Genomic DNA, 13,921 nt, shown 5'->3' on the forward strand with positions numbered 1-13,921 from the left:
TGCACCCTCGCATCACTGCCGAGCACTCGGAATCAGGATTCCTCGGTGATGACAGCGACCGTCTTGTCGGATTCTGGGCCGGGACTTCCGGCGAGCAATGGCAGAGGCGCCGTCGGTGCCGACGTGGCGGATGGCCCGTGGACGCTAATACCGCGATGAGGAAGTGTCCCGCGGTGCCCGTCCTAAAGGCGACGAGGTGCGTGCGGATGGGACAAGGAGGCGGCCGAGCTAAAGCGTGTTGTACAAGGCTGTGAACTGGGCATCTCCCGTGTATGGCTGGGGTGTTGAGTGCCGAGCGGGTGTGGGTGGAGACGTTCACCGGGTTGCGGGTGACGCAGTTTGCGCGGCTGCTGCGGGTGGTGCGTGAGCGGGGTGGTGACGGCACTCTGCGTGGCCGGCCGTGGAGTCTGACGCTCGCCGAGCGGGTGCTGGTCGTCGCGGTGTACTACCGCACGAACCTGACCATGCGGCAGCTGGGGCCGCTGTTCGGTATCTCGTCCTCGACGGTGTGCCGGGTGATCCAGAAGCTCGGTCCGTTGCTCGCCGTGGAGCCCGTTTCCCGCCCGGCCGATGCCGCTGACCGGTTGTGGATCGTGGACGGCACACTGGTCCCGGTCCGTGACCGGCGGGTCGGTTCGTCCAGCCGTAACTATCGTTTCTCCGCGAACGTGCAGGTCATCATCGATGCCGACACGAAACTCGTGATCGCGGCCGCCCGGCCGGTGCCGGGAACGACCGCGGACGCTCATGCCTGGCGGGCTTCCGGTCTGGCCGAGCACTGCCAGGGCGTGACTGTCCTGGCAGATGGCGCCTACCTGAACTGCGGCATGGTCGTCCCGCACCGCAGACGCCCCCGACGGCCGCTGTTGCCGGGCGAGGAAGCCGACAACGCAGCACACCGCAAGGTCCGGGCCCGGGTCGAGCACGCGATCGGCCGGCTGAAGAACTACAAGATCCTCCGCGACTGCCGACAGCACGGCGACGGCCTCCACCACGCCGTCCAGGCCATCGCCCACATGCACAACCTCGCGCTCACATCATGACCAGAAGACCGCCCCCACTCGCCCTGACCTGCCCAAACACAGCCTTGTGCAACACGCTTTAGGCCGTGCCGTGTCCGCAAAGTCGGTGAATCGTTGGTTTCATGTGCAGGGACGTCGTGGCGCACGGATTTCGCTCCCATTCGCAGGCCCCGCCTGCGGGGATCACGGAACAGGCAGGTGTCGCTCCTGCAGCACATCTTGACCGGACCGCTCCTGCGGCTCGGAGGAGACGGTCGAGGGGGAATCCTTCGGCGGCCCAGCGGCGCCGACCGGTTCGATGAGCAGGACCGTCACCAGACTGCCGACCAGGGCGCCTGCCAGGATGCCGGCCGTCATGGTCGTGATCCAGGGCCTGGTGAACCGCCGTATCGGACCGCCATCCCGCCAATCCGGGAGTCCAGAGCGGCCGGCTTCCGTTACCGGCCTCGCGAGCTGCGCGGCATTCAACGCGGGTATGGAAACCCGCACAGAGGCCGGTTCCCCTGGAGGTGTCTCGTCGCGCGCAACGATCACGTCGAGGAGCGCAAGCAGCGGCGCCGTATCCGTGCCGACCGCGGCAGCGAACTCCTCGACCACGATCCGGCCCGGGACTTGCTTGCCGTTGATGAAGCGCTCCCAGGAGGAGCGGCTGTAGTGCGTCCTGTCTGCCAGACGACTGTAGCTCAGCTGCGACGCTCCCTTGAGTCGCCGCATCTCCGTGAAGAGGTCGCCTTCCGGGGCATCGCTGGCTCCGATCGTCTCTGGTCCCCCGACCATGATGTTCCTTCCTAGTCTCCTGTCTGTTTCCGTCCCCGCCTCCGGCTGCCCCGGCGCGGTCAGCTTTGAGCGGGGCGGCCAGCCTGCCTAGCGAGTGGCTCCTCGATGAGGCACCGGGAACGCTAGGGATTTCCACCAACACAACCCCAACCAAGAGCCAACCACGCCAAGGGGGGGCACGGGCAGGCTGTCGGTCAGGCAGGTCTTCTGTCGGATGCGGAGGCCTCGGACGCGGCGGGGATGCTCGGGCGGCCCCCGTCGCCACCGGTGGTCGTCGCGGGTCCCGTGCGCCGGTACATCCTCCCGACCGCCGCGCACTGCAGGAACATCGCCACGGCCATGGCCACGCAGATGCCGGGCAGTCCTGCCGCCGACAGGCCGTATGCCAGCGCCAGTTGAAGCAGCACATCGCACGTCGTGACGCGTGCGAGGGCGGGGCTCTCGCCGCTGCCTTCGAACACCCCGCCGAGCGCGATGAAACAGGCGAGCAGAATCAGGTACGGCCCCAGGGACCGCAGGTAGAGCGTGCCGGCGTTCGCCACCACGCCTTCACTGCCGAACGCCCGCATGATCCACGGTCCGGCGATGAGCAGCGTCGAGCTGATTTTGTCGTGCGGATGACAGGCGCGCTCGCCCTCGTAGCCATCGTCGCCCGGTCGCCACGGTGCTGGGCCGGACGGCCGCCCTCTCCTGCGGGACTCATCGCGCTCCGACGAAACGCCGTCCTGCGGCAGGCGGCCGGCGCACCGTCGGACCGGACCCGGTCCCTCGGTTCGGATGCCCGTGCGGCCGCGGCGACCGTTGATGATCCCGGCCGTCACGCCCGCGAGCAGTTCGAAGTAGACCGGACACGCCAGCGATACCAGTTTGTGCCGGTGCTCTCTTGCCCCCACGACCGCACCATCCTCTTTTCGTTGTACCTCTAATCGAGGCATAGCGAAAAGAGATAGCATGCTCGCACGGAACGGGCAAGAGTCCGGTGACGGGCAGGAAGGGGTTCGGCCGCGTGCTGGAGCTGTCGATTCTGGGTTTCCTCTACGAGGAGCCCCTGCACGGATACGAACTGAAGGCCCGCATCCAGGGCCTCAGCGGGCACATTCGCCCGGTCAGCGACGGCGCGCTCTACCCGGCCATCACCCGGCTGGTGAAGGCCGGGCTCGTCGAGCAGCGCACCGAGCCGGGAACCGGTGCGGCACCCCGGCGGATCCTCTCCCTCACCGAGGCGGGCCGCGCCGACCTCCAGGCCCGGCTCCGGCACCCCAAGGACGTCGAAATCACCGACGGCCAGCGCTTCTTCACGCTGCTCTCGTTCCTACGGCATCTCCCCGACCGTGCCGAACAGGCCACCGTCCTGCGCCGCCGCCAGGACTTCCTCAACACTCCGGCGAGCTTCTTCTACCGCGACGGCAAGCCGGTACGCGCCGAAGAGACGCCGGACCTCTTCCGACAGGGCATGCTGCGCATCGCCCGCGCCACGGGCACCGAGGAGAAGCAGTGGCTGGCCGAGGCGATCGCAACCCTCGAGGACTGAGACCAGCCCGGCGGACGGGAGCCAGGAGACGACATCACAGATGTCGTCGAACGGGTTCGTTCCCAGCGGCACCGCGCGCATCGGCCTGCGCCGCCAGGGCGAGGGCCTCGTCGCCGAGCCCCACGAAGCGTCGGGCGATGGGTCCCAGGCGCAAGCCGGCCAGTCCCAGCAACGGGCCGCCCGACGCGGCGCGTGTCCCGACCTGCACGCATCAGTGTTCGACGCATTCCGTGTCATCATCGTTCAACGCACTTCCGACCAGGACATTCGCGGCCTCCCCCTCACACGCGCGGCCGCGCAGAGCCCGCTCCGACGAGAAACTATCTGCCAGTTGTCGCGGTGCGCTGTCTCGGGGCCAGGGCCGCGCGCAGGGCCGGGGTGAGGATGTGACGGGCCTGCGCCGGGGTGAGGGCGGCCGGGGTGGGGAGGGGGTTGAGGTAGCGGGTGTAGATGAGACCGCCGAGGATCGTCACCACGGCCGTGGCCCGGGCGGTCGCGTCCCGGCCGCCGAGAAATTCAACAAGCCGGGCCAGCAGCTCGTGTTCCAGGTATTCGCGGATCACTTCGGCGGCCTCGTCACCCTGGGCGGTGAGCCGGCGGAAGTCGGCGTCCTCCCACAGGTCCGTCACCGCGTCGATCAGGCGGTCCGGGAGCGTGGCCGGGTCGCCGCCAAGCACGTCGTCCACCGCCAGCGCGTTGGCGCACTGGAACTGCATCACGTCCGCGAACAGGCCTTTCTTCGAGCCGAAGTGATAGGCGATCAGTGCCGGGTCGACGCCGGCCGCCGCGGCCACGGCACGCACCGTGGTGCGCTTGTATCCGCGCTCCAAAAACAGCGTGCGGGCGGCCGGGACGATCGACTCGCGGGTCGGCGGATTGCCGCGGGGGCGGCCTCGGCGGCGGGCAGGGGCAGCGGCGGCGTTATTCATCAGCGTTGAGCCTGCGTCGCGTGCTCGGCACAGTCAAGGGCGTTCCGGCCAGCGCACTCACCCACAGGCGCATCACGTCGGCGTCCGTAGACCAACACATGAGAGGCAGACCCATGCGACTCCGCAAGTTTCTGGCGATGACCGGTATCACCGCCGCCACAGCCACCATGCTGCTCGGCACATCCAGCCAGGCCGACGCCTCAAGCTGGGGATGCAGCGTCAATGCGTTCCCTGCCGTTGCCACGGCCACCTGCGCGGGCGATGGCCCGATGAGAGTGGCGGCCTACTGCGACAGCGACCACTGGCCGTACCGGACGACGGTCTACGGCAACTGGGCCTCCACCAACAGCGAGGCGTACGGGCTCAGCAACTGTTACATCAGCTCGGCTTGGGTCGAGGTGGTCTGAGTTCACACGTCGAGCCATGCACGGGCTCGACGGCCCGGCGGGCTGGCTGACCGAGCACGGTTGGGAGAGCGAGCCACCCCGTGCTCAAGCGGCAGACCCGGACAGCCGAGGCCGAACAGCCCGCGGTGGGAAGCCACCTCTCCTGTCGGATGAAGGTGGACAAGGTGGTGGTCCTCACCGATGACATCAGTTTTGACGTCGAAGCATTGCCCGCCAGGAGCTGGCTCTCCGTGCCGCGGCAGTACCGGAACGGGCAGAGGCGCGGCATCGCCGTCCGCGGTTCCGCGATCGTCGGTGACGACGGTGCCTTCGTGGAGATCAGCTGCAAGAACGGTTCACCGGGGCCGTACATGCACTTCAAGGTCAAGCTGTGGCAGAAGAAGGGGCAGCCGGCCGCCGGGGAACAGGGGGAGCTCGTACGGTTCCTGGACGACCACGTGGCGGACCAGGTCCAGCGCCTCAACTGCGCCGCCCGTTGAACACACCCGGACCTGACCCGCGCGCCGACGGCTGCCCTCGCCCGCTGCACGGACGGGCAGCAGCGAGCGGGGGCGGGGCGGCACGAGCCCGGCCGCCGTGCGCGCCGCCTGGAGACGCTCACCCTCGAAGAGGCGCACGACCTGCTCCGCGGATCCATGCCCTATGGACGCAGAAGGCCGTAGCCAGGCCCTCACCTCATCAACAGTTCTGCCTGCTGATCGAAGTGTTCAACGCCTGGCTGGAGAACCGCAGGATGCGCAGACAGCCGTCGTCCCTGCAGACTGCCCGCTTCCCGCCGTCAGCTCCAAGGCCGCCATCACTCGCTCCTGACGGGCAGGAGCAGCGCGCCGGCCGACCGTTCCATATCTGTTGACGCCAAAGTGGTGGACCGTTCAGCGGGTCTTCTCGTCGTGCCGCGGGGTGCTGGATATGGCCCAGTGGAGGACCGCGTGGTCGTCGTCGCCGGTGAGGGTGACCGCCGTGTACCCGGTGAGGGACAGGGAGGCGATGATGGCACCGCACGGTGTGCTCGGGAAGCGGCTTCTGGTGCCGTCCGAAGCGCGGCCTGCCGCGTGCACGGCCCCGTGGCCTTGGCACCGGTAGGCCAGACGTTGCACCTGCTGCGGGTCTGAACGAGTCGGCTGTACGGAGACGGGGATTCCGGGCTGGGTCATGCCGGAGTCGAGGACGGTTTCGTTCGTGGGCCGGTACCCCTTGAGGTCGTGGAGAAACCTGTGGTGGGCGTCGGCGTCCGGAGGCTTCGGTAAGGAGTCCGGGTGCCTGGACTCGGTGAGCGAGCCCGATACGACCAGGGCGATGGCTGCCAGCCCAGTGGTCACCACCGCCATGACGTTGGCCGTTCTCCCTCTGCCGTGAGGAAGCGGCGAGTCGCGGTCGGCTGCCGCGAGGAGTTTCTGCCGGCGGTCTTGCTGTGACTGGTCCTGCACGTGCGTTCCCCTTTCCGTGGCCCGGCGCGCGGCCCGGCACGGTCAGGCGCGACCGAGTCAGGAGAAGGAGTGCAAAGCCTCGGCGATCAGGTTGAAGACAGGGCCGCCGTGCACGGCCAGGTTCGTCAGGCGGGCGAAGTCTTCGAGGTAGAGGTTCACCTCGTACCGCTGCTTGACGGTCAGGAAGGCGGAGACCAGCTCGACGTTCACCTGCCGTCCGTCGAAGACCCAGAAGTCCTCGACAGGCGGCATGAGGCTGCGGTCCGCCTTGTGGGGGATGATGCCGATCAGGACGTTGGGCTGGACCGCGGCCTTCACGAGATGGCCCAGTTGCGCCGCCATCACGGGGGAGGGGCCTGTGCGCCGGTACAGGACCGACTCCTCGAGCACGATCGCGAACTTCTTCGACGGATCACCGAAGACTTTCTGCTTGGCCATCCGGGCAACGACTGCCTCCTCGACATCGTCGGTGAGGCCGCGTCGGCGCTGGATGGCCCGCAGCACCGCCCGGGTGTACTCCTCGGTCTGGAGCGGGCCGGGGATCAGGTTCTGCGAGTACGCCTTGAAGTCCTTGGTCCTGGACCACAGCGGGAGCACGCTGTCCTGTGCCGGGCGTAGTCCGCGCCGTTCCAGCGAGCGCCATTCGAGGTACATCACCTCGATGTTGCGGGCGGCTTCCACGAGCTCGGCTGTTTCGGCTTCCGCGTTGCAGGCCCGTGTCCAGGCCCTGATCGTCTCTTGGCTAGCGGGAGCGTGGCCGTTCTCGATCCGGCTGCACTTCGCCCGGTCCCACCCGCATCTGCGGGCGAGCTCCGCCGCCGTCAGTCCCTTGTCCTCACGAAGTCGGCGCAGGCGTTGCCCCAGGGCGCGGCGGGCCTCTGTGACGCTGGATGAAGTCGGCATGACGGCCAGTGTGCCGCCTCGCGCAGCCGCCCGCGGACTGCGACTGCGTCGGCAAATCCCGTACGGAAGATGTTTTATGAGGTGATGTCAGGAAACAGTGGTGCGTCGTGGTGCGGCTCGCTGTCGGGCCGCGGAAAGAGACGCAGAAGCCGCCTGGGGAACTCGACCACCGTCTCGTGGTCGGGAACGGTGATGGACGACAAGCGGTCCGAGTCCACTTTCCATGACTGCAGCAGATAGCTGTCCGCGACGTCGTCGTAGTAGAGGGTGGGGCTCCCGTTGTTCGGGCTCTCCGGGTCCTTGCACAGCAGATGCAGCGCCACTGGTCCTCCATGCGTATCGGCTGACTCTGACTGCATGAGAGTGATCTGTCGCAGAGAGCGACCGCTACGTGTTTGCGGCATGTTGCGCCCTGCTGTTCCCTGCGGAGGCAAGGTGTGCGGATTGTTGCGCCCAGGTGAGTTCTGTCACCCGGGCCCACAGTTCGATGCCAGCCGCGCCCGACGCTCCGGTCGGAGTGGTGGGGAGGGGCCAAGGACCGGATGAGGTGACCCCTTCGATGCCGACACCTGAACGGCAGGTCGCGTGGCGGTCTGCGGGTGGAAGTGGTCTGCCATGGCTCGTGGCAAGCAGTACCCGGAGGAGTTCAAGAAGGACGCGGTCGAACTGGTGCTCTCCTCGCCGGAGAGGCCGGTTGCGGACATCGCACGGTCGCTGGGCGTACACAAAGCGACGCTGGGCACCTGGGTGGAGCGTGAGCTGGGCCGACGGCGCAAGGCCGCCGGGAACGACGGCGGTGACGTCGCGGTGAGCCGGGAGGTCGAAGCACTGAAAGCGCAGGTCCGCGAGTTGGACCGGCTGCTGTCCGAGCGGAACCACGAGCTGGCACATGCCCGGCAGGACATCGACATCCTGCAGAAGGCAGCCGCCTATTTCGCGCGGGAGACGGGGCAGTGATCCGCTACCGCTTCGTCGACGAGATCCGCGCGGAACACCCCGTCAAAAGGGTGTGTGACCTTCTGGGATGGGACAGATCCAGCTACTACGGATGGAAGGAACGCCAGCCCGCCAGAGACGCGAAGAACGCCTCGGATGAGGACTTGCTCGTGGAGATCCGGCAGGTCCACGAATCATCGTCGGGAACATACGGCGCCCTGCGCGTCACCAGGGCCCTGCATCGCCGAGGCGTCACGGCGAACAGGAAACGGGTCGCGCGGATCATGCGCGAACACGCCATCCAGGGCATCTCCAGGCGGCGCCGCAAGTCGTTGACCCGTCAGGACAGGAAGGCGGTGCCGGCGAACGACCTGATCATGCGGGACTTCACCGCTCCGATGGCCGGTCTGAAACTCGTCGGAGACATCACCGAGCTGCCCACCGGGGAGGGCAAGGTGTACCTGGCGACCGTGATCGACCTGTGCACGAAGGAACTGATTGGCTGGTCGATCGCCGGTCACATGCAGGCGGAACTGACCGAAGCCGCTCTCCGCATGGCCCACCAGCAGGGCCGCACGGCCGGCAACGCGATCTTCCACACCGACCGCGGCAGTCAGTACACGTCCCGGCTCATGCAGGAAACCTGCCGTGAGCTAGACATACGTCAGTCGATGGGCCGGACCGGATCCTGCTACGACAACGCTGCCGCAGAGTCCTTCTTCGGAAGCCTCAAAACCGAGATAGGAAGGGAGACTTGGCCGACGAGGGCCGAGGCCAGGGCGGACATGTTCCGGTGGGTCACCTACTACAACCACCGACGTCTCCACTCAGCTATCGGCTACCAGACGCCGCACGAGGAACGGCAACGAAGAAGCCACCCCCTCACACTCGCGGCATAATTGGATGTGTCGGCCCTAAAGGGGTCAGGTCAGACCTGATCACGGCCACAACCACCTACAAGCCCGCCACCACCGGCCCCCTCACCCAGACAACCGTCACCAACGCCAAGGGCCACACCGCCACCAGCGACCTCGACTTCGCCACCGCAGCAGCCCTGAAGGCGACCGACCCCAACGGCAAGGTCACCGAGAACACCTACGACAGCCTCGGCCGCGTCACCAAGACCTGGCTGCCCAACCACCTGCGCTCCGCCTTCGACGCCACCCCCAGCTACACCTACGCATACAAGGTCCAGTCAGGAGACCTCTCCTGGGTCGCCACCAGCGCCCTGCAGGGCGACGGGTCCGGATACAACACCAGCTACGAGTTCTACGACTCCCTGCTGCGCAGCCGCCAGACCCAGACCCCGACCCCGGTCGGAGGCCGCCTCGTGGGGCTCACCCTCTACGACGACCGCGGACTCGCCACCAGCACCCAGGGCGACATCTGGGACAACACCTCGGCTCCCTCAAGCACCGCAGTGCAGACAGAAGGCAGCCAGGCCCCGATCCAGGTCGACACCACCTACGACGCCGCAGGCCGGGCCACCAAAGCCGTCACCAAGAAGACCGGCGTGACCCTTTGGACCACCACCACCTCCTACACCGGGGACCAGGTCACCAGCACCGCCCCGAACGGCGGGCAGGCCGTCTCGACGACCGTCAACGCACTGGGGCAGACCACCGAACGCCGTGAGTACGCCAGCCCGACCCCGACCGGCGACTACACCGCCACCAGCTACACGTACACGCCCGCAGGACAAGAAAAGACCATCACCGCCGAGGCGGACAAGTCGAAGTGGTCCTACGGCTACGACCTCGTCGGCCGGCAGACCTCGGCCAGCGACCCGGACAAGGGCGATTCCACCACCCGCTACGACAGCCTCGACCGCAAGACGTCCACCACGGACTCCGAGAACAACAAGCTCCTGTTCGGATACGACGACCTCAACCGCCAGACCGCCCTCTGGCAGACCGACCAGACAGACGCCAACCAGCTCGCGGCCTGGTCCTTCGACACCCTCGCCAAGGGCCAGCTCGACAGCGCCACCCGCTACGTCGGCGGACTCAACGGCAAGGCGTACACGGACTCCGTCACCGCCTACAACAGCCTCTACCAGCCCACCAGCAGCAAACTCACCCTGCCGGATGACGACCCGCTGGTGACAGCCGGCGTTCCGAAGTCCTTCACCTACACCACCGGCTACACCCTCGACGGCGCCGTGAAGCAGCAGTCCGAACCTGCCGTCGGAGGCCTGCCAGCCGAGACCGTCTCCTACACCTTCAACGACGTTGGCCAGCCACTCACCTCCAAGGGCACGACTGGATACCTGCAAGGAGCCCTCTACAGTCCCCAGGGCGACCTGCAGCAACTGAGCCTCGGCACCCAGAGCGGCACCTCGGTGCCCCATGCTTACCTCAACTACGAGTACGAGGCTGGAACGCGCCGCCTCAAGCACTCCTTCGTCACCGATGACGTCCACACATACAAGCCGCAAGACCTGACGTTCACGCAGGACGACGCCGGCAATGTCACCTCGATCTTCGACGCTGCCACACAGGGCGGCGCCACCAAGCCCGACTACCAGTGCTTCGCCTACGACGGCTACAGCCGCATGACCGAGGCATGGACACCCAAGACGGCAGACTGCGCAACCGCGGGCCGCACCCAGACCAACATCGACGGCGCAGCCCCCTACTGGACCTCCTACGACTACACCGCAGCCGGCCAGCGCAAGACCGAAACCCAGCACACCGCTACAGGTAACACGACAACCAACTACACCTACGGCAACACCCCCACCAACCAGCCCCACCCGCTCACCACGAAGACCACGGGCAGCACGTCCACGACATACGCCTACGACAAGACCGGCAATACCACCAGCCGCCCCAGCGCCTCAGGCCAGCAGACCCTCACCTGGAACACCGAAGGCAAACTCGCCACCACCAGCAGCACGGCCACCAAGACCGGGTATCTGTACGACGCCTCCGGCGAACTCCTGATCCGCCGCGCCACTGGAGACGGCGAATCAGTTCTCTACCTTGGCGCCACCGAAGTGCACCTCACCACCAAGGGCACCGCCAAGACCCTCGCCGCCACTCGCAACTACAGCGCGGCTGGCCAGATCGTCGCGGTACGCACAGCCACGAGCGGAGTCTCCGGCACCAAGCTCAGCTTCCTCGCATCCGATCACCACGGAACCTCCAGCCTCGCCCTCGACGCCATCACCTACGCGGTCACCAAGCGCTACTCGACGCCCTTCGGAGGAAGCCGCGGCACCAAAGCCACTAACTGGCCGGATGACAAGGGATTCCTCGGAAAGCCGACTGACGACGCGACAGGTCTCACCCACGTAGGCGCGCGCGAATACGACCCAGGAAACGGCCAGTTCATTAGCGTCGACCCCGTTCTTGCACTCAACCAGCACCAGTCCCTCAACGGATACAGCTACGCGAACCAACACCCTGCTACGAGCAGCGACCCCACCGGCCTGTGCGAAGACGACGGAACTGGTCACTGCGTTCCCAAGCAGCCCACTGCCAATGTCGGTGTCCCGCGTGGTGGCACAGGTCCGGGACACTGCTACTACAGCTGCCCCCCCAAGAAGAGCACCAAGGGGACAGCAAGTTCGAACAGTTCAGGAAATACGTCGCCTGGCGCCTTGCAGTGTTCCGGATCGGGCTTGGCCACCTATTGCCATGGCCCGAGCGCCGGCCCTGGCGACAACGACTCCAGTGTTGGAAATTACCTCGGCAGCCTCCTGACGAATTCGGACTTTTATGCGGGGCTGGTGCAAACCGCAATCGGTTTGGCTATGGAGACCGGCGGGACGGGCCTCGCAGTAGCGGGAGTGGTCGAGTGTGGCACCGGGATTCTCTGCGTGGCTGGAGCGCCGCAAGTGGGTGCCGGCGGTGTGCTCGTCTATGGGGGAATTGGGCAGGTAGGTTCTGGCCTCGATTTGCTTGGTCAAGCTTTTCGTGAAGCGGATGGTGCAAGTAGCTCGGGAGGGAAATCTGGCTCGCTTGTAAACAAGGCTTCCAAGGCTACGGATGACGAGGTCTACGCAGCCCAGAAGGTCGCGGATCAGGGTAATGAAGTCGTTCTCAGGGATCCTCCAGCAGACGGAGGGACTCGCGGGGTAGATACTTCTGATGTGCTGGTTAATGGCATACAGGGGGATATCTATAGTCCATCCTCAGGGAACATGGACAGAATTGCGGGTGCCGTCTCGAAGAAGCGCAATCAGGTCGATGGAGGATACGTGATTCTGAACCTCAAGAACTCACCTATTGATGCCGGAGGTGTGGATGCTGGCCAGTTGCTCAATCGAGTAAACTCTCGTCCTGGTTCGTCGGCTCCCCTGCGCGGCATTTTCGTGATCCAGTAGATAGGGTGAGGGTGGGGGCGTATGGCACGCCCCCACCCTCACGGGGGCTTAGTTGGGTTAATCTCTGTTGTGACTTTACGCGAGAAAGGGGAGTTCGATGGCGAAATTTCGCTGCAGATGCGGTGAAGTGATTTCAATGAGTGGAGCCATTCCGAATCCGATGGAATGGCATCTCTCATCAGATGTCGAGCTGGATAGATTCTGGGAGTCAGGCGATTTTGATGGGTTGCAGCAGTCTGCGCGACCTGTTTTCGTCTGTGCGGCTTGCGGGCGGCTCTGGGTCTATTGGGATGGGTTCGATGGCGGGCGGGTTGCTTATGTGCGTGAGAGTGATGGAGGTCCCACGGGTGAGTAACCGCATCTTGGTGAGATGTCCCGGTTGGGCGTGACCGGAAGTGCGAGATCAGAGCATGGTTGCGTGGTTTGCTCCTGCTCTGAATAGTGTCCGCACCGACTCGAAGCCCCGTCCGACGGACGGGGCTTCTGCCTTGCCCGGTCCCGCCAAGGCGCGCTGCTGCACGCCCACACCATCCCGAGGAGACATTCCGTCAGGAGTCATGCCCAGACTTCTTCCATTCCCACCGAATCGTTCACCTTGGTCCCTTCGCCACAGCGGCCGTACGTGGACTGCCGGGTGGGCGGCTGGCGGCTGACGGCAGCGGATCCCGGTCCGCCTGCTGACGACGGTGTTGACGGTTGGGGGCGGACTCACCGGCTGGTGGGTCCGATGGCCGGCGGCCGCCCGTGCACAGGGCCTGCTGCGTGCAGGCGGCACCCCCAGTGCAACTCGACGACCGCAACCAGAGCATCGACCGCGCCTACGACGAGGAAGATGACCTGGCCCGCCTGCTCATCGCGGCAGCCTGGTACCAGGTCCGCGCCCGCACAGGGATCGGCTTCGTCTACACCCCGCTCGCCTGCTCCGCCTTCGACGACTCCGGCGGCTTCACCCTCGACCGGCTCCTGCAACTGCCCACCCCGACCTGATCACGGACATCGTTGCCCAGCTCCACCACTCGGCCGACGGACCACCTCGCGGCACTGAGAGCACGCACTCGCCCCGCCGACAACACCGGCGGCCCCACCTTCCCCGGCGTCGACATCACCGCCGACGCCGACCTCCTGGTCGACGGACTCCTCCTCGACTTCAAAAGCACCCGCCACCCTGCCCACCTCGAGAAACGCCCCACCTGGCAGCTCATCGGCTACCTGCTCCTCGACACCCACGACCGCTACCGCATCGACAGCAGCGGCCTCTACCTCACCCGCTCCGGCGCCCTCGCCACCTGGCCCGTCGAGGGGTACCTCGACCTGCTCAGCACCTGCCGCCGCGACCTGGCCACCCTGCGGGCCGTCATCGCCGAGCTCCTGAACGGCTGCCCGGCCGACGCCATCCCCTACAGCCTGGATGACGAAGCCGGTGCACGCCGGCTGCTGGAGAAGCGGGTCCCCGCCATCGCCACCCGGCCAGTGCCTCGTGTGCGCCCAGGACCTGCCCGAATCAATGCGCCAACCACGGAAGTTCTGTTCCCGTTGGTGCAGCTCACGCGCCCAGACGCTGCGCAAGCACGGCTTCCTGCCTGAGCAAGCCACGGCATTCGCCCCCCGACGCCCGCTCGATGCGCCTGCATGAGGATCCTGGGTATCGAGCTTTCGTGA

The 13,921-nt window shown here is 66.4% G+C and carries 14 protein-coding genes and 1 pseudogene; 9 read left to right on the forward strand and 6 right to left on the reverse strand.

Features of this window, described 5'->3' with window-relative positions; all coding sequences use genetic code 11:
- Nucleotides 1–272: 272 nt before the first annotated feature.
- A complete protein-coding gene (locus ACZ4E1_RS06870; protein WP_467536540.1) occupies nt 273–1,043 on the forward strand; it encodes a transposase family protein in 771 nt (256 codons plus the stop codon).
- 162 nt (nt 1,044–1,205) lie between these two features.
- On the opposite strand, the gene ACZ4E1_RS06875 is transcribed toward ACZ4E1_RS06870, so the two are convergent.
- A complete protein-coding gene (locus ACZ4E1_RS06875; RefSeq protein ID WP_467536542.1) occupies nt 1,206–1,799 on the reverse strand; it encodes a helix-turn-helix domain-containing protein in 594 nt (197 codons plus the stop codon).
- Nucleotides 1,800–1,993: 194 nt separating this feature from the next.
- A pseudogene (locus tag ACZ4E1_RS06880) lies at nt 1,994–2,392 on the reverse strand (MATE family efflux transporter); the annotation flags it as partial.
- Nucleotides 2,393–2,805: 413 nt separating this feature from the next.
- On the opposite strand from ACZ4E1_RS06880, the gene ACZ4E1_RS06885 reads away from it, so the two are divergent.
- Nucleotides 2,806–3,330: a PadR family transcriptional regulator gene (locus tag ACZ4E1_RS06885; protein WP_467536671.1), complete on the forward strand. Its 525-nt coding sequence runs from the start codon at nt 2,806–2,808 to the stop codon at nt 3,328–3,330.
- Nucleotides 3,331–3,650: 320 nt separating this feature from the next.
- Here the strand turns inward: ACZ4E1_RS06885 and ACZ4E1_RS06890 are convergent, their stop codons facing one another.
- Nucleotides 3,651–4,259 (reverse strand): TetR/AcrR family transcriptional regulator, encoded by a 609-nt coding sequence (locus tag ACZ4E1_RS06890; protein WP_467536544.1) that lies wholly within the window; start codon nt 4,257–4,259, stop codon nt 3,651–3,653.
- 113 nt (nt 4,260–4,372) lie between these two features.
- On the opposite strand from ACZ4E1_RS06890, the gene ACZ4E1_RS06895 reads away from it, so the two are divergent.
- Both ACZ4E1_RS06895 and ACZ4E1_RS06900 read left to right on the forward strand, forming a co-directional pair.
- Nucleotides 4,373–4,666 carry a hypothetical protein gene (locus ACZ4E1_RS06895; RefSeq protein WP_467536545.1) on the forward strand — a complete coding sequence of 98 codons (294 nt, stop codon included), beginning with the start codon at nt 4,373–4,375 and terminating at the stop codon, nt 4,664–4,666.
- 149 nt (nt 4,667–4,815) lie between these two features.
- Nucleotides 4,816–5,145, forward strand: a complete 330-nt coding sequence (locus ACZ4E1_RS06900) for a hypothetical protein (RefSeq protein ID WP_467536548.1) — start codon at nt 4,816–4,818, stop codon at nt 5,143–5,145.
- A gap of 393 nt (nt 5,146–5,538) precedes the next feature.
- Here ACZ4E1_RS06900 and ACZ4E1_RS06905 read toward each other — a convergent pair whose 3' ends face one another.
- The 3 genes from ACZ4E1_RS06905 to ACZ4E1_RS06915 form a co-directional block, all read right to left on the reverse strand.
- Nucleotides 5,539–5,994 carry a hypothetical protein gene (locus tag ACZ4E1_RS06905; protein ID WP_467536550.1) on the reverse strand — a complete coding sequence of 152 codons (456 nt, stop codon included), beginning with the start codon at nt 5,992–5,994 and terminating at the stop codon, nt 5,539–5,541.
- Nucleotides 5,995–6,150: 156 nt separating this feature from the next.
- On the reverse strand, nt 6,151–6,996 hold the full coding sequence (locus tag ACZ4E1_RS06910) for a helix-turn-helix domain-containing protein (protein ID WP_467536552.1): 846 nt from the start codon (nt 6,994–6,996) through the stop codon (nt 6,151–6,153).
- Nucleotides 6,997–7,070: 74 nt separating this feature from the next.
- A complete protein-coding gene (locus ACZ4E1_RS06915) occupies nt 7,071–7,319 on the reverse strand; it encodes a hypothetical protein (RefSeq protein ID WP_467536554.1) in 249 nt (82 codons plus the stop codon).
- Between the two features lie 292 nt (nt 7,320–7,611).
- Between ACZ4E1_RS06915 and ACZ4E1_RS06920 the strand changes: the two genes are divergently transcribed.
- The 5 genes from ACZ4E1_RS06920 (at nt 7,612) to ACZ4E1_RS06940 (ending at nt 13,846) form a co-directional block, all read left to right on the forward strand.
- Entirely contained in the window at nt 7,612–7,953 is a 342-nt protein-coding gene (locus tag ACZ4E1_RS06920) for a transposase (RefSeq protein ID WP_467536556.1), read from the forward strand.
- Nucleotides 7,950–8,831 (forward strand): IS3 family transposase, encoded by an 882-nt coding sequence (locus tag ACZ4E1_RS06925; protein WP_467536558.1) that lies wholly within the window; start codon nt 7,950–7,952, stop codon nt 8,829–8,831. The genes ACZ4E1_RS06920 and ACZ4E1_RS06925 overlap by 4 nt, the downstream gene beginning before the upstream one ends.
- The gene (locus ACZ4E1_RS06930) at nt 8,726–12,262 is read left to right on the forward strand and encodes an RHS repeat-associated core domain-containing protein (RefSeq protein WP_467536560.1); all 3,537 of its coding nucleotides are present in this window, start codon (nt 8,726–8,728) and stop codon (nt 12,260–12,262) included. The genes ACZ4E1_RS06925 and ACZ4E1_RS06930 overlap by 106 nt, the downstream gene beginning before the upstream one ends.
- 780 nt (nt 12,263–13,042) lie before the next feature.
- Entirely contained in the window at nt 13,043–13,249 is a 207-nt protein-coding gene (locus tag ACZ4E1_RS06935; protein WP_467536562.1) for a hypothetical protein, read from the forward strand.
- Nucleotides 13,250–13,261: 12 nt separating this feature from the next.
- The gene (locus ACZ4E1_RS06940) at nt 13,262–13,846 is read left to right on the forward strand and encodes a hypothetical protein (RefSeq protein WP_467536564.1); all 585 of its coding nucleotides are present in this window, start codon (nt 13,262–13,264) and stop codon (nt 13,844–13,846) included.
- Nucleotides 13,847–13,921 lie beyond the last annotated feature (75 nt).

This window comes from Streptomyces sp. NPDC025806 (assembly GCF_055558275.1).

Coding starts and splice junctions, on each gene's coding strand:
- ACZ4E1_RS06920 (WP_467536556.1), top strand. CDS start 7,612: ATGGCTCGTGGCAAGCAGTACCCGGAGGAGTTCAAGAAGGACGCGGTC.
- ACZ4E1_RS06905 (WP_467536550.1), bottom strand. CDS start 5,994: ATGGCGGTGGTGACCACTGGGCTGGCAGCCATCGCCCTGGTCGTATCG.
- ACZ4E1_RS06870 (WP_467536540.1), top strand. CDS start 273: ATGGCTGGGGTGTTGAGTGCCGAGCGGGTGTGGGTGGAGACGTTCACC.
- ACZ4E1_RS06890 (WP_467536544.1), bottom strand. CDS start 4,259: ATGAATAACGCCGCCGCTGCCCCTGCCCGCCGCCGAGGCCGCCCCCGC.
- ACZ4E1_RS06910 (WP_467536552.1), bottom strand. CDS start 6,996: ATGCCGACTTCATCCAGCGTCACAGAGGCCCGCCGCGCCCTGGGGCAA.
- ACZ4E1_RS06895 (WP_467536545.1), top strand. CDS start 4,373: ATGCGACTCCGCAAGTTTCTGGCGATGACCGGTATCACCGCCGCCACA.
- ACZ4E1_RS06900 (WP_467536548.1), top strand. CDS start 4,816: ATGAAGGTGGACAAGGTGGTGGTCCTCACCGATGACATCAGTTTTGAC.
- ACZ4E1_RS06875 (WP_467536542.1), bottom strand. CDS start 1,799: ATGGTCGGGGGACCAGAGACGATCGGAGCCAGCGATGCCCCGGAAGGC.